The organism is Rhizobium sp. Leaf341 (assembly GCF_001424325.1).
Classification (GTDB): domain Bacteria; phylum Pseudomonadota; class Alphaproteobacteria; order Rhizobiales; family Rhizobiaceae; genus Ferranicluibacter.
In genome coordinates this window covers 494,183-515,311 of the sequence record NZ_LMPE01000005.1, presented here as the reverse complement: position 1 = coordinate 515,311, position 21,129 = coordinate 494,183, and the positions used below count along the sequence as shown (strand labels likewise).

Sequence of the window (21,129 nt, the reverse complement as noted above, 5' to 3'; positions counted from 1 at the left end):
CCGGTCCCTCCGCCCCGTGCAGGGCGATACGGAATGACAGGAGATGACCGATGATCCGGCATATCGTGCTTTTGAAGTTCAAGGATAGCGTATCGGAGGCCGACAAGCAGTCGATCTACCACGAGCTCGAGGCGCTCAAGGGGCAGATCGGCGGCATCCGTGGCTTTCATGCGGGCCCCAATGTCAGCGTCGAAACGGACATGATGCGCGGCTTCAACGATGCGTTCTGGTTCGATTTCGAGAGCGCGGCCGTCCGCGATGCCTACCTTGTCCATCCACACCATCAGGCGGCCGGTGCGCGGATCGTGGCCCATACCAGGGGTGGGCCCGATGGCGTGATCGTCGTCGATCTCGAATTCTGATTCTGGACATTCCTCCGGCAGGGCAAGGCTTGCCGCTGCCGGAGGAAAAAGATGCAAGGTTTCCGCGATGTCGCCAGGGTCTGACCGTCGCTAAGGATCGAGGGAAGGTCAGAGGCCTCTTGCGCGCTTCAGGTTCCCGTCTTTGTTCTCCGCCCCCGTGCCTTGCACCCGTTCGCCGTTCTTCTGCAGAAAGGTCGCGATCGCCTCGCCCAATGGGGCATAGACCCGCCGACCTTCGGCCGTCATGGCGGCGGACAGGAGGCCGTTCTGGCAAGGGCGCTTGTCGTCCCAGCCGGCATGGTTGACGATCGGGTAGAGACATAGGCCTTCCAGCGGAACACCAGCCTTCATGGCGGCCAGGGCTTCCTGCGCCACATAGGTGAACCAGGCCGCGCGACGGTCGTCCTCGATGCCGGTTTCGGCGATCATCATCGGCTTGCCATAGCGGGCATAGGTTTCGATCAAAATCGTGCGAAGCGGCTTGTAGAGCGGGTGGCCGATATCGATCGGCGGGCCGCCATGAATCCACTGGTTGTTGAAGTAGTAGTTGACGCCGATGACGTCCAGATAGCGTTCGGCGCCACCGATCTGCGGCCACATACGGCCTGAAATCAAGTCCCATCCCTGAAACTGGGATTGCCGGTGACCTTCCGCAACCGGTGCTTCCCACGGCCGGGACGGATCGGTGATGACATTGATGACCGGGTCGCAATGCACGAAGCGTGCCCGGGGATCGACGGCGATGATCGCATCCATGCCGGCGATCGCTGCACGGGCCAGTTGGACCTTGAGCTCGAATCCCCGGCCGTTCGCAAAGGGGTTCAGATAGCCGGCATCGCCTGCGCCCCATGAGAAGAACGAAATCTCGTTCACCGGGCAATAAAAAGGAATGTCGTCGCTTTCCTCCCGCACGACGCGGGCGCATTCGCCGGCAAACCGCGCAAAGCGCTCCACGAAATGCGGTGTCCAGATGTCGATGTCGTCCGGCCAGCCATAGTGCAGCACATCCCAGATGACCTGTGTTCCCGAACGGGCAGCCGCCTGCAGCATGGGCCGCACGCTGGACCACTCGAAACGGCCTGCGGTTTCGATGCGGTGCCAGCGAAAACCATCGCGCACCGTCTGGATGCCGAACCGTTGCAGCTGCCGGTAATCGCGCTCTGCATGGATGTCGTGGGCGATATCGTCGATCATGTCGAGCCGGGGCCCGAGCGGCTCCTCCGGCGTCGGGCGCAGCCGATGTGTCGAGCACTCGAACCCGCCTTGGATGAACGACCGGAAGAGACCGGTCGGGCCGCGGGCAACCCGCCGCGAAACAACGGCGTTCAACAATTGCTCCCACTGCGGCACGACGGCCTCGACGGCGTAGAGGCGTTCGACCTTCTGGCGCAGAGCGTCTCCCAGCAGTCTGCGAAGAGCCGGATCGGAAATCAGTCGGCCGGCCGCCGCAGCGATCGCGGGCGGATCGTCATAGGGCACGATCAGCCCGGTCGTGCCGTCCTCGATCTGCTGCAGCGCGCCGTTGTCCGGCGTCGAAATGACCGGAAGACGGGCCGCGCCGGCTTCTGCGATGACATGCGGCATGCCTTCGCCACGTGACACCCAGACGAAGACGTCAAAGGCCTGAAGCAGATCCGGAATGTCCTTGCGGTCCCCCAGAAACTGCACAACGTCCGCGAGGCCGAGAGCAGCGACACGTTCCCGAAGATCGGCGGCGTAGTCCGGCATGAAGGCATCGGGACCGCCGACGATGACGACGCGCACGTCGGGGTTCTCGGCATGGAGAAGCGATGCGGCGACGATGACGTGCTCGACATTCTTCTTGGGATCGAGCCTCCCGACCCATCCGATCACGGTGTGTCGAGCGGACAATCCGAGTTCGGCCCGCATGTCTTCCCGCCGCGACGGGTCGAATGCGGAAAGATCCACCATGGAGGGGATCTCGATCGCATCGTCCTCACGGCCCGGCATGCGGGATGCCGCTGCGTCCCGGATGGATCGGCAGACACCGACATAGCGGGTGGTGAGATGCTTCGGGCCCGCCAGGGCTTCGGAAACAAGCCCGCCATGTTCGATCAATGGCGGACAAAGGCTCAGACGCTCCAGTGCCGGATAGATATCGGCAACATTCTGACACGAGACCACAACGTCGTAGCCGGGAACCTTGCCTGCAAGGTAGGACACCGTATCCTCGAACGACATGGCGTAGGGCGCGGTATCCACCGATACGCCCAGCGCCCTCAGTTGTTCATGGGTCTGCTCGGGCATCCCGGGCTTGCGGAAGCAGGCGACCACGTCGATCTGGTAGCGATCGGTATCCAGCGCCTCCGCCAGCAGCCGGACCTCCGTCTCTTCTCCGCCGACCACCAGCCAGGCGAAGACGAAGAGGATCCGCATGGGCGGCTCTCGCAATGCAACCGTGTCCGCCGCCGGCATCATGCGCCGACCTTGAAGACGACCTGCAGGAAGTCGGGGCGATGCTTCACGAGATCCTGAAGGAAGGCAGGGCCGTCCTCGAACGGCACGACATGGGTCACCATGTGCTCGCGGATCGTCGCGCCGTCGTGGCGCAGGAGATCGACCGTTTCCCGTGCAAGGCGCTGCCGGTTCCAGATCGCCGAAAGGCCGCGCGGCACGCGGTTGATCTGCGCGCAGCGAATGTTGAGGCCGTTATGATGAAACTCCTCGCCGAGACGAAGTGCATCCGCCCCGCCTTGATAAAAGGCAAGGTCGATCACCGTCCCCTGAGGACGCAAGGCCTTGAGGGCGGTCTGCAGGCTGCCGGAGTGTGCGCGCGTCTGGAAGACGAGATCGGCGCCCCGACCGAGCCCGCCATCGTGCCAACGCGCTTTCGCATGCTGCCAGGCCTGGTCCTCTGTCATGGCGGTCAAGCCCATGGCTTCGGCCTTGGCCCGACGGAAGTCGGACGGGTCGGTGATGACGACATCGGATGCGCCGAGCTTGCGGGCGAACAGCGCGGTCATGAGACCCACCGTGCCGGCGCCGATCACAAGCACAGGTCTGCCGGCGACACCGGCCCCAAGCGTCGAAACCTGGGTCCCCATCGCTTCTGCATCGGCGTGGAGGATGCCGTTCGCTGCGATCGGCCCCATCTGCGCGACAAAGACGCCAAGGAGCGGGTCCACCTCGGCCGGCATGGGCACGAGCACGTCGTGATAGGGATCCGCCGTGTGGCCGGTCTTGTGCGCATAGGTGGTGGCAATCACGTCGCCCTCAGCATAGCCGCCCGTGCGGGACTCCGAGACCCGCGCGACTTCCATGTAGCCGAGGAAAGGCACGGGATAGTGCAGATCCGGTTCGTTTTCGATGAAGACGCCCCGACCCGCATCGAACCGCGAACGAAAATACGGATTGGTGTTCTTCAGGAAGGTCAGCTCGGTGCCGGCGGAAAGACCGGTGTAGAGGGTCTCCAGCCGGACCTGTCCGTCGGCGGGCGGCCCCTCCTCATATTCGAACACATAGGCGCGGCCTGGCCCCTCGATGCCGAGCGAGCGGATCTTCCGGTGGCCCGGAGGCATGCCGCGAGGCGCTTCTTCCGGTCGCGGCTGGAACTGCAGCGGTGCCAGCGGCGCACGGGTGAGGGCGGGGAGGTCAAGATGCACGGCTTCGCCGCTGCGGGACGACGCAACCACGGCCAGAGCCAGTCGATGGGTGGCGACGGCATCGGCATAGGGGCAGCGAATTCGGTTCTCACCGCCGCGGACGGCATCGATGAAGTCGCGATCCTCACGCCAGACGGGATCGCCGTCGGCTTGGCGGACGGGCCGACCACGGCCGACATCGACCATGATGTCGCGGTCGGTCAGTTCGATCGCCAGCTTGTCGGCAAAGATATGCAGGCCCACGCGATGGCTCCAGCCGAGCAGGCAGGTGGAGGCGATGTTGGCGACGACTCCGGACTGGAAAGTGAGGCTTGCAGTGCTGACGGTCGGCACGTCGAGGCCCGGAAAGTCCTGCCGCTCCGCATGGCCCGCACGACCATAGACCTCCGTGACCTCGCCGATCAGGAAGCGCGCGAGATCGAGCAGGTGCGTCGTCTGCTCTACCATCTGCCCGCCGGACTTGTCTTCCTTCCACCACCATTGCGGCGGCGGGGTTGAGTCCAGCCAATACCCGGAAAGCAACTGTGCAGGGTTATCGGCGAGCAGGGCGCGGGCTTCCTCGACGGTATCAAGATAGCGCCAGTGATAGCCGACAGCCGTGACGAGGTTCTTTTCGGCGATGCCCGCCGCGATCTCCTCGGCCAGGGCGATGTCCAGCGAGACCGGTTTTTCGACGAAGAAAGGAATTTCCTTGGCGATCAGATCGCGCTCCGGCTCGCCGTGCGCGAAGGGCGGGACGCAGATATAGACGGCGTCGACCGTCGCGCTTTCCAGCATGTCGCGATGACTGGTAAAGGACGTGGCGCCGAAGCGGCGGGCAGCCACGTCCGCACGGGCCGCGTCCGGATCCGCGAAGGCGACCAGTTCGACGTCCTCGAAGGTTGCGAGAATGTCGAGGTGGCGGTGGGCGATGCCACCGACGCCGATGAAGCCGAGGCGTGTCTTCTGCATGGAGCGGTCCTTTGTCAGGGATGAGTTCGGCGCTATGAAGGGCCGGTAAACGGAGGCGGTTTCCGAAGCCATCCGCGCGGCGGAGAAATGGCGACGAAATTGGGCTCGTCCCGCCTCTCCGATGGCTGCACGTCCGGCGGGATCGTCGAGTGCCCCGATGATGGCTTCGGCGAGCGAGGCAGGCTGCCCCGGTTCGGCGAAATAAGGATGTTCTTCGCCAAGCGCTTCCACCGTGCCACCAATTCGCGTGGCGACCACGGGCACCCCGACCGACATGGCCTCCAGCACAGCGAGCGGCAGGCCCTCGAACAAGGAGGAGAGCACGAAGAGATCGGCGATCGCCATGAGGTCCGCCACGTCGTCGCGTTGGCCGAGAAAGCACACGGAGCCCGCAACACCTGTGTCAGCCGCGAGAGCCTCAACCCGCTGCCGCTCCTCCCCCGAGCCGACCAGAAGAAGCATGGCGGACGGATGTTGGCGCAGGATCGCCGGCATGGCGCGGATGAGGGAGGCGTGATCCTTTTGGGCGGAAAAGCGGGCGACGGAGAGGAGGACCGTCCGGCCGGAAAGACCAAGGGCGGCTCGGGTCTGATCGGGCGCTGCGGCGGGTTCCAAGGGGAAAATGCCGTTTCGAACGACGGTCAAGCGCGCCGGGTCGACATGACCGCAGGCGTAAGTCTTTCGAGACGCCTCCGAGACGACGATGTGATGAGAAAGACGGGAGGTTTCCGTCCGGTACTGCGTCTGCTGGGCCGCATCGGTCAGGAGATAGGGCAGGTGTTCGGTGCGGATCACCGGAATGCCGCTGGCAATCCCCGCAGCTGCAAGCGCGTGTCCTTCCCAGCCAATGCCGGCGTGGACATGAAGCAGATCGATATCGGCTCGCTGGAGCCATGCTGCCAGATCTTCGTCCAGCGGCATGTCCTTGACGGCGAGCCGCTGTCTTGCGGCCCGGGCGAGAAAGGGGCCGGCGCTGGCCGGATCGGCAAGCAGGATGACCTCATGATCGGCCGACAGGCCGCGCGCAAGCGCCAGCATGTGTTCGCCCAGGCCCGATGGGTCGCGGCTGTCCGTTGCGAGGACGATGCGCGGGCGTCTTGCGGGTTTTTCAGGCATGAGGCGTCGGTTGACCCTGTGCCCGTGCCGCTCGCTGCCCGGCAACTTCGGCTGGAAAAGGCGCAGGCCCACCCATGGTATGCTCGATGAGCATGCGCATCTCCCGGGCCGTGTCGTCCCAGGAGGAGCGGCCCAGAAGCGCATCCACCGTGTCCAGCCAGGAGCCGGCGGCATGCTGCAAAGCAAGGGCCGCGGCGCAGGCGTCGACGAAGCGTGCCGCATCTTCGCCAATGAAGACACCGGGAACGTCCCCATAGCTGCGAACCACGTCGGTGATGGGGGTACTGACGACCGGCCGGCCAGCGGCGAGATATTCCGGCGTCTTGGTGGGGCTGATGAACCGCGTCGCTTCGTTCAGCGCAAAGGGCATCAGAGCGACATCCCAGCCGGACAGGTAGGACGGAAGCTCGGCGTAGCTCTTTTGTCCGAGATAATGGATGTTCGGCGCACGGGGCAGATCGTCGTGCGAGATCTTCACCACGGGACCGAGGAAGATGAACGACCAATCCGGACGTGCTGCAGCGATATCGCGGATGAGGCCCAGATCCAGCCGCTCGTCGATAACGCCGTAGTAGCCGAGTCGCGGACCCGGGATGCCGGCCTGATCGGAGGGTGAGGCATGCCCGTTGCGTGCGGTGCGGAAATGGTGGGCGTCCACGCTCGAAGGGAAGGCATGCAGATTGTCGTGGCGGCCCCGCTTGGCCTCGTAGAGACTGTAGCCGCCGGTAAAGACGACATCGGCCCTGTCGAGAAGGGCTTGTTCCATGGCCTTCAATTGCGGCGGCGCAAACTTGAAATTCGCAAGCTCGTCCATGCAGTCGTAGACGACGGCTGCCGCGTCCACATGGCGCGCAAAGGCGAACATCAGGGGCGTGTAGAACCAGAGGATCGGCTGTCGGCCGCCGTGCAGCGCCAGGAGATCATCCAGCAGATGGGCCAACGCCTCTTCCCGCTGCGGTTCGCTCCATCCGTGCGGCACGCGTGGGCGAATGGCCTTGACGGTGGTGCCGGCAAACGGATGTATCTCGAGATAGGCCAGATGGTGGTCGGTCGGGATGTATTCCTCGAAGAAAAAGACCTGCCGATCGGCAGAGAACCGCTGCATCAGATGCTGCGGACGCTGAAGAACGAAGTCCCAGCGCAGGTGGGAAAAACAGACGATCGGTGCGTCGGTGCAATACATGCCCTCCGAAACCTTCGAAAACGCACCCAGTAGATTCATAGAGCTCCCTTCCTTCAAGCTTGCAGGGAACTGTGCGAGCCTCTCTAGGTTCCGTCGTGCGGTGCGCTTTTTTTTAAAGGCTTCGACATCAGGGATTTCAGTTTCTGGACCGAATGTGGCCAGGTCCAGTTGGCGCGAACGATCGGGCGCGGCGTGAACGCCGACAGGTTCTCCAGGATGTCGGCGATGGCAAGATGGAAGTTTTCCGCTGTCGCCGTCCGGCCGGTTTCCGGCGTGATGTACTGGCGACCGCAGGAAAGTGCACTGTTGGCCAGCACCGGGAGCCCAGCCAGCATGTATTCCGTGAGGATAGCCGGCGCTCCGTCATCGACGCCGCAGACGACACCGAGACGCGCCGTGTTCATCAGACGGTTGACCTCCTCGAACGGGACGCCGGGCGGGTCGATGATGTCGACGGAAATGCCCCTTTGCGCGATCTGGTGCCGGAACTCGTCGACCATGTCGCCGTAGCCACAGACGCAGAGCGCGCGCAGAGAGCGCGGTAGCCTGGCCATGGCGTCAAACAGGATGTCGTGGCGCTTGTAGCCCTGGGCGGCGGCGACATAGATGATGTCGTAGGTTTTGGGCAGATCCAGCGGATAGAATGTCGTGTCCGACGCAAACTCAGGGCCGACCGGCAGAATGGCGGTCGGCATATCCGGGTGACGCGCGCGCACGACGTCCGACTGCCACTCTGCACCGGTCAGGACGAGATCGAAATGCCGACTGACCTCGGGCGGTATGCGCAGGGCTGGCGCATCGATGGAATTGTAGATCTTGAAGCTGTCGCGACAGGCGAGAAGAATGTCCTCGCTGACGCCGAGACCCCAGACGCAGAGGATATCCGGCGCACCGAAGGCTGCGATATAGCCGAGCATGTCGTTGGAGGCGAAGGGGGCGTGCGGGCCGTTCATGCGGAACGCCCGGCGTTTCAAGTGTGGGCTCCCTCTAGGAGGCATTTCCAGCGGGTGGCTACCGCGCCAGTGCGTCCAGATTTCGGCGCTGTCGACGAGGCCCGATCTCAAGCAGGCAAGCGGCAAACGCTCGATGTAGCCGCCATCGACAGCGACGGTCTCGAGGTCCGAAACCACCTCCGGGGCCTGCCCGCGTCGTCCCGAGATCCAGTCTTGGTAGGCGTCCTCGACCGTTGGCAAAAGGCCGTCGTCGGGCTGTCCATCTTGAAAGTCGCTGATAACGACGATCCGTCTGCCTGTCATGAACGAGGACGACCTTTCCAACCTCTGTTCCGGTCCGGTATCGCGTCAGTTCATGACGCAGGCGCGTCGCGGTCCGCCATAGGGCTGGTAGGTGTTGTCCGAAATCCGATAGGAGGAGTACCGCTCCTGACACTTGCGGACGTGGTCGCTGGTCTGGAGATCGGAAGACGGCGACATCCGGCCGATGTCATCGGTGGAGGCGACATCCATGTAAGGCGATACACAGGCCTTCCGCTCGCCGCTATAGGCGCTGTAGCTGTTGTCGTCCGCCCTGTAGGAGCGGTACCGGCTCGCGCACCAGCTTTGGTGTTCGGGATTGCTCACAGCTTGATTTTCGGCCATCGCGCTCTGCGTATCGGCAACGGGTGTGCCAGGCTGGGTCTGGTCGATTTCGGCGGACGCGTTGTCTGCCGCCACGACCGGTTCGGCAACGGCGAGCGTTTCCGACGATGCGAGATCGACAGGCGGCGCCGAAGGGGCACGATCGAATCCGCGGTCCGCTGCCTCGACACGCTTCGGCTCGGAGGTCCAAAGATCAGGCGCATTGATATTGGCCAACGCTTCGGTTGCGGGCTTTGCCATCAGGGCTGAGGCGCTGAGAAAACCGGCAATAAAGAGCGTCATGGCGACGGTGAGGGAGAAAGCGAGCGTAGCCGTGGCTTTCATGATGATGCTCCTGACATGCGAGAAACGTGCTGTCCTGTTAAGGAATCTGCCCGTCAACGCATGTTGTGGCGGAGAGTTCCGCAGCTTTCGCGTGCCGAAAACATCAAATGTTAGTGGTATGCCATATCTGCCAGTGTCGTCGCGCCGGCATGCGCTGCCGGATGTTCATGTGCAGAAGGTCAGACGCTCTTCAGATACAGGATGACGGATGTCGCCATGCTGCTCACCGTTGCAAGCACGACGATGCAGATGAGAACGCCGAAGATGATTTTCGCCCGGCGGGAGGGCGGAGCGTCGTGATCGAGATCTTGATGGGGCATGCCGCTCTTCTTGCCGGTCTTGCCACCTGCCGTCAATGGCAGGTGGTCTCTTGGTGTCGCGACGGATTGGCGCATCGCATTCGGTCTCGGTTCAGGCCTTCGATTGCCAGCGCAGCAGGATTGTCGACAGCGGCGGAAGGGTCAGCGACAGGGACTGCGGCTTGCCATGGGCGGGATGCGGCTCCGTCCAGACCTCAATATTCCCGAGGTTGGAGCCTCCGTAGACCCCGGCATCGCTGTTGAAGACCTCTTCCCAAGCGCCGTCGACGGGGACGCCGACCCTGTAGCCATGACGCGGCACCGGCGTCATGTTGGAAACGGCGAGGATCATGGACGTCCGGTCTTCGTTGAGACGCAGCATGCCGAAGACCGAGTGCTCGGCATCATCAGACACCGCCCAGTCGAAGCCTTGCGGATGCAGGTCCCCGTATTGGAGGGCCGGCTCTGCCGCGTACAGACGGTTCAGGTCGCCGACAAGCCGCTGAATGCCGGCATGCTCCGGCCGGTCCAGTAAATCCCAGACAATCGAACCATCATGGTTCCATTCGGTCTCCTGCGCGATCTCCCCGCCCATGAAGAGAAGCTTCTTGCCCGGGTGGGCCCACATGAAGCCGAAGTAGGCGCGAAGATTGGCGAGTTTCTGCCAGGCGTCGCCCGGCATCTTGCCGAGCAACGAGCCCTTGCCGTGAACCACTTCATCATGAGAGAGCGGCAGCATGAACCTTTCGGAATAGGCGTAGACCATTCCGAACGTCATCTGCCCATGATTGTAGCGACGATAGACGGGGTCATCCTGCACGTAGTGCAGCGTGTCGTGCATCCAGCCCATGTTCCATTTGAAATCGAATCCGAGGCCACCCTGTTCGACAGGCTGCGTCACGCCCGGCCATGCGGTCGATTCCTCGGCGATCATGAGCACGTTCGGGCACCGTTGATGGACGATACTGTTGAGGTGCTTGAAGAATTCGACGGCTTCCAGGTTCTCGCGCCCGCCATACTGGTTGGGGATCCACTCGCCTGCCTCGCGGCTGTAGTCGCGGTAGAGCATGGAGGCGACGGCGTCCACGCGCAGGGCATCGACGTGATACTCCTCCAGCCATTCGAGCGCGCTGGCGATCAGGAAACCTTTCACCTCATTGCGCCCGAAATTGTAGATCAGCGTGTTCCAATCCTTGTGGAAGCCTTCGCGCGGATCCTCGTGCTCGTAAAGTGCCGTACCGTCAAAACGGGCGAGGCCCCAGACGTCTGTCGGGAAATGCGCCGGCACCCAGTCGAGGATGACGCCGATCCCCGATGCGTGGCATCGATCGACGAAATACGCAAAATCCTCCGGCGTGCCATAGCGCCCTGTCGGAGCGAAAAGGCCAAGCGGCTGATAGCCCCAGGATCCCCCGAAGGGATACTCCATGATGGGCAGAAGTTCGATATGGGTGAAGCCCAGGCGTGCGGCATAGGGGATCAGGCGCTGGCTGAATTCGATCCAGTCCAGCGAGCGGTTTCCATCCTCGGCAATCCGGAGCCAGGACTCCAGATGGACCTCATAGACCGATATGGCGGCTTCCCCATCGCGTGTTTCCGTCTTGCGGCGCATCCAGTCGTCGTCGGTCCAGGGATAGGGCGAGGCGGAGGCGACGATGGAGGCGGTGGCAGGGGCTGCCTCGCTTGCTCGTGCCACCGGGTCTGCCTTCTGCGGCAGAAGATGGCCGGACGCATCGATGATCTCGAACTTGTAGCGTTCGCCTTTGCCGAGGCGCGGAATGAAGATTTCCCAGACACCGGCGGATGGGCGAAGCCGCATCGGATTGCGGCGACCGTCCCAGGCGTTGAAGTCGCCGACGACCGAGACGCGTCGCGCGTTCGGCGCCCAGACGGCAAATCGCACACCCTGAATGCCGTCGATCTCGGTGACCCGTGCCCCAAAGGTCCGGCCAAGGCTGTAGTGCGTGCCCTGCGAGAAAAGATGCAGATCGAGGTCCCCGAGCAGCGGACCGAAGGCGTATGGGTCCTCGGTTTCCTGCACGGCGTCTGGCCAGGTGATCCGCAAGCGATAGCGGGGCTGGTCGGTCAAGACAGCGAAAAGTCCGCCGGGATGGGCCAGGTCAAGGTGGGCTGTCACCGCGCCGCTGGACGGATCAAGGAGATCGATCCCGATGGCACCCGGCATCAAGACGCGCACGATGGTTCGGTCCGCGTGGGGGTGAGCGCCGAGCACGGCGAAAGGGTCGCCATGGCGGCCTTCGACGAGAGCGGTAACGGCATCATGATCGATGCCCTGAAGAAGATCGAGACGTTCCAGCATCAGGAATTACTTTCCGAAAGTCTGCGGACGATGGCCGAGAAGCCAGCGAGCGGGATGGGCAGCCATTTCGGCCGGTTACGAGCTTCGTAGGCGATTTCGTAGGCGGCCTTTTCCAAGAGGAAAAGGTCGAGGACGCGCGTGCTGACGGTGTCGGGCATGCGCAGATCGTCCGACATCTTGGTGACAGCGAAGTAGCTCGACAGGAAGGCGGCCTCCGCCTTTTCGATGAAGGCCCGAATGAGCAAAGTTCGCCGATCGCCATTCTGGTCGGAGGCGGCGTCGTGGTCGCGTTCCGCCGTTGCGGCGAGATAGCTCAAGGATCGCAACAAGCCCGCAACGTCGCGAAGAGGATTGGTCTTCGCACGGCGCTCGTCGAGACCGCGGGCCGGCTCTCCTTCGAAGTCGATGATAAAGGCATCTGCCTCTGCGACCAGAATCTGACCGAGGTGGAAATCGCCATGATTGCGGATCATCAGCGTGTCCGCTGCGGCATCTGCAAGGGCCCCGATGGAGGCAAGCAGCGTTTCCCTTCCATCGACCAGCGTCGTGATGTCCCCGCCGAGCGAGGGATCGACGTCGCCGCGTGCACGATCGAGGATGGCGAGACCTTCGGAAATCTGGCCGACCACCTGGTGCCGCAAAGCTTCGACATCGGTCTTTGCAGCATGAAGCGGCGAGAAGGCTTCATCCTCTGTGGGCGTCGCCAGGGCGACGTGAAGTTCACCAAGACGCGTGCCAACATTGCTGACGAAATCCATCAGCGGGAGGAACAGGCCGTCCTGACCGTCGGTGCCAGCGCTGTCCGGTGTCGAGGCCAAGGCGTCATCGAGCGTGCGGCGCAAGGTGTCGAGCATCCAGTTCCAGGCGTCGCCCTGGTTGCGGATGGCACCCTGAATAATGATGAGCGTCGAACGCTCGCCATCGGGCGCGATACGGGCGATTTCGCCGAGCAGGGGCGCCGTGTTCGCATAGCCGACGCTGGTCAGGTACCGCGTCATTTCCACTTCGGGGTGGATGCCCGGGAAGATATGGCGGATGAGCTTGATCATCGCGACATCCCCGACGATCAGGGAGCTGTTCGATTGCTCGGCCGACAGCCAGTGGATCGGCAGGTCGTCGGGAACGTCGATGCCGTCAAGCTCGTCGGACCCGATAAACTCCAATGTGCCGCTGCGCCCGGAGATCTGTGTGCGCTCGCTCAGCCCCTTGAGAACCCCGCGGGCAAAGGCGTCGACCGCAAAGCCGTCGGTCAGGAAGCCGACGCGGCGTCCCTGGCGAATGCGTGTCAACGCCAGTTGCTGGGCCAGGGCCGACGGATTCGTGTCATCCCAGGAAATCGCAAGCGGCAGCATGTAGGTTTCGGTGTGCCCTTCAAGCTCGGCCTCGAGTTCGCCAAGCAGGATATCGTGCGGGAATCCCATGGGAATCGCGCTGACGATCGTTGCGCCGTGCAGCGTTTCCCCCTTCGAGCCGAACCAACGGCGTTTGGCGAGATAGGATGGCAGCACATCGCGCGACAGAATGTTCGACAAACGCGGCTCGTCCACCACCTCCAGGAGGTCGCGACGAAGAACCATCGTTGCAAAGTCCGGCAACTGCTCCGGCGGATCGTTGCGCCAGATCGGCCCATCGACTTCGGCCACGAGCTGGAACCAGAAGAACCCGTACGGCGGCAGCGTCAGGAGATAGGTCAGCTGGCCGATCGGCGGAAACGGCGACATGCCGGTCAGCTCGATCGGTACCCGGTTCTCGAATTCGGACAGATCAAGCTCCACTGCCTGCGGCAGACGCGAGAGATTGAAGACGCAGAGGATCGTGTCGCCTTCATATTCGCGAAGATAGGCGAGAATCTTGCGGTTGCCCGGCTTCAGGAAGCGTTGCGTGCCGCGACCGAACGCAATGTGGCGCCGGCGGAGCGCCAGCATGTGCCGGGTCCAGTTCAGCAGCGAATGGGCATCGGCCGCTTGCGCCTCGACGTTCACGGCCTCGTAGCCATAAAGCGGGTCCATGACCGGCGGCAGAACGAGACGGGCGGGGTCGGCGCGCGAAAAGCCGCCATTGCGATCCGGCGACCACTGCATCGGCGTTCTCACGCCATCGCGATCGCCGAGATAGATGTTGTCCCCCATGCCGATCTCGTCGCCGTAATAGATGACGGGTGTTCCGGGCATCGAGAGAAGAAGCGCGTTCATCAGTTCGACACGGCGACGATCGCGCTCCATCAGCGGTGCGAGACGACGACGGATGCCGAGATTGATGCGGGCTCGCCGATCCGCGGCATAGGTGTTCCAGAGATAATCCCGCTCTGCATCCGTCACCATTTCGAGCGTCAGTTCGTCATGGTTGCGAAGGAAGATGGCCCACTGGCAATTTTCCGGAATGTCCGGCGTCTGGCGCATGATGTCGGTGATCGGGAATCGATCTTCCTTGGCGATCGCCATGTACATGCGTGGCATCAACGGGAAATGGAACGCCATATGGCATTCATCGCCGCTGCCGAAATATTCGTTGGTATCCTCGGGCCACTGGTTGGCCTCGGCCAGAAGCATGCGGCCGGGGTGGCTGGCATCGAGCGCGGCCCGGATGCGCTTCAGGATGTCGTGCGTTTCCGGCAGGTTCTCGTTGTTCGTTCCCTCCCGCTCGATCAGATAGGGAATGGCATCCAGGCGGAAGCCGTCGATGCCGGTCTCCAGCCAGAACCGCATGACGGACAGCAGCTCTTCCATGACCTTGGGATTGTCGAAATTCAGATCCGGCTGGTGAGAATAGAAGCGGTGCCAGTAATAGGCGCCGGCGACCGGATCCCAGGTCCAGTTGGACTTCTCGGTGTCGAGAAAGATGATGCGGGTTTCCGGGAATTTCTGGTCCGTGTCGGACCAGACATAGAAGTCGCGCTCGGGCGAATCGACCGGCGCGTTGCGGGCGCGCTGAAACCACGGATGCTGGTCGGACGTATGGTTGATGACCAGTTCGATGATGACGCGGATGCCCCGCTCGTGGGCGGCGTCCACGAAGGCGCGGAATTCCTCCATTGTCCCATAGTCGGGACTGACGTCGCCATAGTCGGCGATGTCATAGCCGTCGTCGCGACGCGGGGAGGGGAAGAACGGCAGCAGCCAGATCGCGGTGACGCCGAGCGTGGCGATATGGTCAAGCTTCTCCTGAAGGCCCTTGAAGTCGCCGATACCATCGCCGTTTCCATCGTGAAACGACTTGATATGCAGCTGGTAGATGATCGCGTCCTTATACCAGAGCGGATCAGAGGAGCCGCTCTCGGCATGCGTCTGCGGACGGGTGCCGTCCTCGTCTTGCATTTGATCTGTCAGCATATCCATAGCCGTTCCTCCCTATCGGACGCGCCAAATGCCGAACGGCATGGAGGGGTCGAGACGGATGCGTTGTATCTTGCCGGTCCAGGTGAACGCCCGGTTGGCGATGACGTCTTCCATGGGAAGCGATCCGTTGTCCGGAAGGTTCCATGACCAGAGCGGAACCTCGCAATCGGCTTCCTGCACATTGTGGGGATCGAGGCTGATGGCGACGAGAAGGACGTTTTCCCTGCCTGCGCTGGCTTTCTCGAAGAACAGAACGTTGTCGTTCCACGCCGGCAGGAGCGTCAGACCGAGATGCGAGTGCAAGGCCGGGTTTTCGCGGCGGATGCGGTTCAGAAGGGCGATTTCGTTCTTGATATGGCCCGGACGGTCATAATCCCACGCGCGGATCTCGTATTTCTCGCTGTCGGCATATTCCTTGCGCTTGGCGTCCGGCCGGCCCTCGCAGAGCTCGAAACCGTTATAGACACCCCAGAGACCGGACAGCGTTGCGGCAAGCGCCGCGCGGATGAGATAGGCCGAACGCGGTGCGTTCTGCAGGAAGTCCGGGTTGATATCGTGCGTGTTGACGAAGAAGTGGGGACGGAAGAAGTCCTTCGGCGCCTCGGTCGTGATCTCCCGCATGTATTCTTCCAGCTCCCACTTCGCGTTTCGCCAGGTGAAGTAGGTGTAGGATTGCGAGAAACCGACTTTGGCCAGCCGGTACATGACCTTCGGCTTGGTAAAGGCTTCCGACAGGAAGACGACGTCCGGATGGCGTCCGCGAATGTCGGCGATCATCCACTCCCAGAACGGAAACGGCTTTGTGTGGGGGTTGTCGACGCGGAAGAGCTTGACGCCCTGGTCGACCCATACCTGAACCACGTCGCGCAACGTCTCCCATAGCGCAGGGACCGCGTCCTTCGCGTAGAAATCGACGTTGACGATATCCTCGTACTTCTTCGGAGGATTTTCAGCGTAGCGGATGGTGCCGTCGGGTCGCCAGTCGAACCAGCCCGGGTGGTCCTTCAGCCAAGGATGGTCCGGCGAGGCCTGGATCGCCAGGTCGAGCGCGATTTCGAGGCCATGATCGGCCGCAGCCGAAACAAGCCGCCGAAAATCCTCGAAAGTGCCAAGTTCCGGATGAATGGCGTCATGGCCACCCTCCGGGGATCCGATGGCATAGGGGCTTCCGGGATCGTTCGGGCCAGGTGTCAGCGTGTTGTTGCGACCCTTGCGGTTTGTCGTGCCGATCGGGTGGATGGGCGGAAAATAGAGAACGTCGAAACCCATGTCGCGGATGGCGGGAAGCCGGCCGATGACGTCGTCGAACGTGCCGTGACGATTGGCATCACCGCTCTGCGAGCGTGGAAACACCTGGAACCAGCTGGCAAAGCCTGCAGCCTTGCGTTCGGCGTCCACCGGGATAACGGCGGAACGAACGCTGAAGGGTCGCCGATCGGCGCGTGCTAGAAGCGCGAAGGTCTCCGGCGACAGCAGCAGCTTTGTCTTCTGTTCAGCATCGCTCCCGGCAAGCGTCGCCAGAAGCGTTTTCAATTCCGGTTGGACCCGCTGCGGCCCGTTTTCGGCCGCCGCCTTGATCAGGTTGATGCCTTCCTGGATCTCGAGCGTCAGATCGAGGTTGGCCTCGTGCTTCTTGCCGAGCTCGTAGCGGAAGATTGCATAGGGATTGCGCCAAGCTTCCAGGACATATTCGTGCCGACCCATCCGCTTCAGCGTAAATTCCGCCTTCCAGCGGTCGTTGACCACGAACTGCATCGGGACTTCGGTCCACTCCTGCGTGTCGACTGGACGCCAGAGAAGAACGGCTGCCAAAGGATCGTGGCCGTCGCCAAAGATGTCGGCTTCCACTTTCACGATATCGCCGACGACGCGCTTCACCGGGAAGCGGCCTTCGTCAACCGCAGGGACAACCTTTTCGATCGCCAGCCGCGCCGTCGCTGCCGCCGCCAGCGCGTCCATTGCGGCGCCCGGCATCAGGATCGGGTTTGACACGGAGCCTTCGAAGATGCGGAGCTCGCCGGGCGCGAGCCGCATGTCGGCATCGAGCGCGCGTTCGGGTCGCGCCACGTCGCAAAGTGGCAAAAAGGCGGACGCCGCCTCCCGGATTGCATGGAAGGGAACGGTGGCGCTGCGACGGAGATCGCGATTGCAGACGATCACGCGCACCTTCTCCGCTTGGCGGAGGTCTGCGTGGTCCCCTTGCACGAGGGCGCTCACAGGCGTGGCACTACCGGAAATGAGCGTCATCGGCGTGGTGCGCGACAGCGTCGACGCCGCCAGCTCCTTGTTGATGGCGCGAATATGGGAGGACATGTCGAAAGCGCCTTGGGCTTTCATGCCGTGAAGGCCGCTCCCGTGGCCATGCATCGGGTCGAGGGGCGTGGCTGCCCCGAACTCAAAGCCCATAGGGATGAGGATGCCGCGGCCGACGGTGGCAGAGAGCGCAAGCGTTCGTATCGCCCGACGTTTCAGGATCTCGCTGCTTTCCGTGCCGTGTGCGATGCGCTTGGCGAACGGGGCTTCCGGAAAGGCGATCTGATAGGCGAAGTCGCGCTGCAACTCGTATTCGTCGAGAAGCCAGTGATCCTGCAGGTTCCACCAGGCCAGCGACGAGAAAACGCCTTCGAAACCTGCTTCGGAGAGGCCCTTGCGGTCCCCGAACGACGTCCCCGGCGTCCAGGCAAGAAAGCGGACCTGCGACTGGCGCTGATGGACATTCGCGATAAGCTGCGCCCACGCTTCTTTCGACAAGGCTGCTATTCCGACGCAGCGGAAACCCTCGATCCCGGCTTCGGCAAGCGCCAGAAGACGATCCGTCCATGTCGCGACCAGCGCCGCTTCCGCGTGCTCATCCTGTGGGTCCGTCGGACGGCCGCCGAAGACGGTTGGCGAGATACGCGGATCGACCGGGGCGCCGGGCGCCGGATGCGGTTCCGCCTCGTGCCCGACGACGATATCCAACATCAGAGACAGACCATGTCTTCGTGCCGATTTGACCAAAGCGGACACACCGTCGGCGACGCTGTTGCCGAGTCCGAGCTCCGGGTTCAGAGCTTCGTAGCTTGCGGTCATGAAAACGCTTGTCGCTTCGCCCTTTTGGAAGAGAGGAGCCGAAAGAACGGTGTCAAAACCGAGGTCTGCCGCATGGGCAAAGACCGCGTCCCACGCCTCCGCCCCGCGCATATGCAGGGGGTGGACGTAGTAGATCCGCGGCGGGGTGACGACAGATGTGCGTGCTTCGGCAAGCGAATGAACATTCATGGGCTGTCTCGCGTTGTTTCATCGAGAACCTTGCAAGCCCTAAGCTTGTTCCACGTCGTCTTGCCGAACATGGCGAAACGCAGCGCCTTTCCTATGCCGAACGGACGCTAGGATCGCGGACGTTCCTCCTGCATGACGGCCGAAATCGCAACAAGAAGGGGTGCCTGGGACAGGGCTCCGAGTGCGACGGACAGTTTGGGCTTCCAGTTCGGATAGCTGTCGCTCGTTCCCGGAACATTCGTCGGTTTCTTCTCGCCGGTCATGTCGGCAAGGCGCACCGCTGCCAGTGCCGATGCGGTCCTGGCAATGAAACGGTGGGCATCGACCACAAGTCCTGTCAGGGCCTGATCGGGTGCCGCATCCGATGGCAAGCGCGCCGGCTGCTCGATGCCGGCTTCGTCCAGCGCGCGAACGAGGTCTTTGCGCTCTTCTTTCCGCTCTTCATGATGCGCCTGGGTGATATCTGCCGACAGAATGCCATGATCGGCGCGGGTGGCGATGTCGGCGCCGCGCCACCAGCCCGCCATTGTCTGGTGATCATGGGTGGAGATGCAGGCAAGTGACAGCGCCGGATACGCCTCCGCCGGTTTGAAGCCATCTTCCGTGCGCTCATAGGAGAGAATGCGGTAGGAGAGAATGCGTGCTTCGGCGAGATCATCCTGCAGCCCGTCTGGAAGCACGCCGAGATCCTCGCCGATGACGAGACACGCGTGACGGCGGGATTGCTTCGCCAGAATGTCGAGAAGATGCCGCTCCGGATAGGTGACATAGGCTCCGCCATCCGGCTTGAGATCAACCGGAACGAGAAACAGACGGCGGAGCGCTGCGGCGTGGTCGATGCGAATGGCGCCGGCATAACGCATGGCCGCGACGACCATGCGTTGGTAGGGCGACGGATCGCCTTGGGTCATGGCGGCAGGCTGGAATGCGGCGAGGTGCCAATCCTGTCCATCCGCAGCGAAGGGATCCGGTGGGCTTCCGACGGTGGCGGTCGAGATGTAGAGGTCACGCTCGCCCCAGGTGGCCGACCCATCAAGCGCTTCGCCAACAGCGAGATCGAGATACAGACCGACCCGCATGCCTGCGGCTTCGGCGGCTTTTGCCGCGACATGAAGCTGGCAATGTGCCAGCCATTGCAGCCACATATGAAAGCGGATTTCGTGCTCATGCGCGTCTGCGAAGGCGACAACATCAGGGTTTTCGGGGTTCTTGTAGCTTTCGGGCCAGGCATGCCATCCGGCACCGAAGCCACGATCCGCCATGGTGAACGACAAGGCCTCGAAAAGGGCATGCAGGCGGAGCGGGGCGCCCTCCCGCTCGACGAACGTCTCAAAATCCTCCGGCTCTGCCTGCCCGTTCCTGTCCGGCGTCCAATCGGCCCAGATCGTGCGCAAGGCCTCCAGTTTCAGGCGGCAGACGCCGGCATAGTCGACGTGGGCCTTGTTCCGAAGGCCTGCTGCCATGCGCTCGATGTCGGGATCGGCTTTATAGCCCGGAACCTGGTCGACGGCGATATAGAGAGGATTGAGCCGCTGACGGCTGGAGGGTTCATAGGGGCTGCAGCGTTCGGGATCGGCGAGGAATGGCGCGTGGAGCGGGGTCAGTCCGATAAAGTCGGCGCCAAGCGGTCCGAAGATGGCCGCGATATCACAGAGGTCCTGAAAGTCGCCAATGCCCCAGTTTCGCGACGAACGCAGGCTGTAGGGTTCCAGGGTGATCCCCCAGACGCGCGTGCTCTCCAGGAAAGAGGGTAGATAGGACGCAGGGAGGTTGTTTGGTGTTGTCGACGTTTGCGTGGGTGGGGGGACCTCCGGTTGCCCGAGAGCATCGATGTCGACGTTCAGTGCCGCGAGGATCTTGATCTTGGTCTCGGTAGAGACGGCGACGTCCTTCTTTTCGGGGCTCGGTCGCGTCTCGCCGATACCGTACTGGCGTGCGAGTTCGTCGATGGTCTCGGGCTTCATGGGATGTCGCTGCCTCTCGCGGTGGACCTGGTAGGGTGTGAGGGAGACCTAAGGCGGTCCCGCCGGATGGCAAACGGTGATCCGCTGTTTCGTGCCAAGGTGTCCGGTGTGTTTCCGTCGGAAGGGCAGAGCCTGCGCAAACCGCGTGTTCACGCGGCGGCAGGCCCTTTCCCGTTGGTCGCGATCAGATCTTTGCGGATTGCCCGGACTCTTTCAGAGAGGCGAAGGTGACGGTGACCTCGCGCAGATTGGCATCGAGCCAGCCAGCCATCGCAATCTCTTCGTCAAGATTGCTGCGCAATGCCGGGACCGCATTGGGGAAGCCGCCAAGCTCCGCTACCGTAATGAGTGACTTGTAGGCAGCAATCTCGAAATTCTCGAAGGCAAAGTTGGCAAAGGAATTCTTCAGGATCTCGTCGCCGGCAACCGAATGGCCAAGAGCTGCCATTGCGCCTGTGAAGGAAAGCGCCATGTCTTTCAGAGCCGAATGGCTTTCGGCAAGCTCGTCGAGAAGGGTCTCGATCCGAGTGATCTGACCTTCCGTTTCGCGGATGTGCTGTTGAAGCCGATCGGCGACCTGAGGATAGTTTTCGATCCGGGAGACCTGGGGTTTCATGATGGAGAGCGCCTGGTTCTCCATCGCGTGGGCATTCTTGAGGCCCGTGACGAAAATTGTACGGATATCGGTGTCGGCCATGCCGTGCTCCTTCTCGAATAAAGAGCCGCCGAACCGTGGGACACACGGTAAGTTCCCGCAGATGACACGGGAAAGCCGTCCGCTACGTCAGAGTGA

10 protein-coding genes and 2 pseudogenes are annotated in these 21,129 nt (G+C 62.6%); 1 reads left to right on the top strand and 11 read right to left on the bottom strand.

From position 1 onward, the window contains the following. Nucleotides 1-50 precede the first annotated feature (50 nt). Nucleotides 51-362: a Dabb family protein gene (locus ASG03_RS09500; RefSeq protein WP_062693374.1), complete on the top strand. Its 312-nt coding sequence runs from the start codon at nucleotides 51-53 to the stop codon at nucleotides 360-362. A 108-nt stretch (nucleotides 363-470) separates the two neighbouring features. Here the strand turns inward: ASG03_RS09500 and ASG03_RS09495 are convergent, their stop codons facing one another. From ASG03_RS09495 to ASG03_RS09450, 11 genes and pseudogenes are all read right to left on the bottom strand, one after another. Further along, nucleotides 471-2,759, bottom strand: a complete 2,289-nt coding sequence (locus ASG03_RS09495; RefSeq protein WP_244475208.1) for a glycosyltransferase family 4 protein — start codon at nucleotides 2,757-2,759, stop codon at nucleotides 471-473. 38 nt (nucleotides 2,760-2,797) lie between these two features. Then, nucleotides 2,798-6,052, bottom strand: coding sequence for a glycosyltransferase (locus ASG03_RS09490; protein WP_062693373.1), 3,255 nt, complete (start codon nucleotides 6,050-6,052; stop codon nucleotides 2,798-2,800). 82 nt (nucleotides 6,053-6,134) lie between these two features. Beyond that, nucleotides 6,135-7,274 (bottom strand): annotated as a pseudogene (locus ASG03_RS09485) (glycosyltransferase family 1 protein); the annotation flags it as partial. Nucleotides 7,275-7,318: 44 nt separating this feature from the next. Further along, nucleotides 7,319-8,491 (bottom strand): glycosyltransferase, encoded by a 1,173-nt coding sequence (locus tag ASG03_RS09480; RefSeq protein ID WP_082475640.1) that lies wholly within the window; start codon nucleotides 8,489-8,491, stop codon nucleotides 7,319-7,321. 45 nt (nucleotides 8,492-8,536) lie between these two features. Beyond that, the gene (locus tag ASG03_RS09475) at nucleotides 8,537-9,157 is read right to left on the bottom strand and encodes a BA14K family protein (protein WP_062693372.1); all 621 of its coding nucleotides are present in this window, start codon (nucleotides 9,155-9,157) and stop codon (nucleotides 8,537-8,539) included. Nucleotides 9,158-9,336: 179 nt separating this feature from the next. Beyond that, a complete protein-coding gene (locus ASG03_RS21425) occupies nucleotides 9,337-9,477 on the bottom strand; it encodes a hypothetical protein (protein ID WP_156381780.1) in 141 nt (46 codons plus the stop codon). Between the two features lie 91 nt (nucleotides 9,478-9,568). Beyond that, nucleotides 9,569-11,776, bottom strand: coding sequence for a 1,4-alpha-glucan branching protein GlgB (glgB, locus tag ASG03_RS09470; protein ID WP_443216590.1), 2,208 nt, complete (start codon nucleotides 11,774-11,776; stop codon nucleotides 9,569-9,571). After that, the gene (treS, locus tag ASG03_RS09465; RefSeq protein ID WP_062693446.1) at nucleotides 11,776-15,090 is read right to left on the bottom strand and encodes a maltose alpha-D-glucosyltransferase; all 3,315 of its coding nucleotides are present in this window, start codon (nucleotides 15,088-15,090) and stop codon (nucleotides 11,776-11,778) included. Before treS ends, glgB begins: the two co-directional genes overlap by 1 nt. A gap of 33 nt (nucleotides 15,091-15,123) precedes the next feature. Further along, on the bottom strand, nucleotides 15,124-18,372 hold the full coding sequence (locus ASG03_RS09460) for a maltotransferase domain-containing protein (RefSeq protein ID WP_062693370.1): 3,249 nt from the start codon (nucleotides 18,370-18,372) through the stop codon (nucleotides 15,124-15,126). 245 nt (nucleotides 18,373-18,617) lie between these two features. Then, nucleotides 18,618-20,336: pseudogene (gene malQ / locus ASG03_RS09455) on the bottom strand (4-alpha-glucanotransferase); the annotation flags it as partial. Nucleotides 20,337-20,520: 184 nt separating this feature from the next. After that, nucleotides 20,521-21,033, bottom strand: a complete 513-nt coding sequence (locus ASG03_RS09450; protein ID WP_062475560.1) for a ferritin-like domain-containing protein — start codon at nucleotides 21,031-21,033, stop codon at nucleotides 20,521-20,523. Nucleotides 21,034-21,129 lie beyond the last annotated feature (96 nt).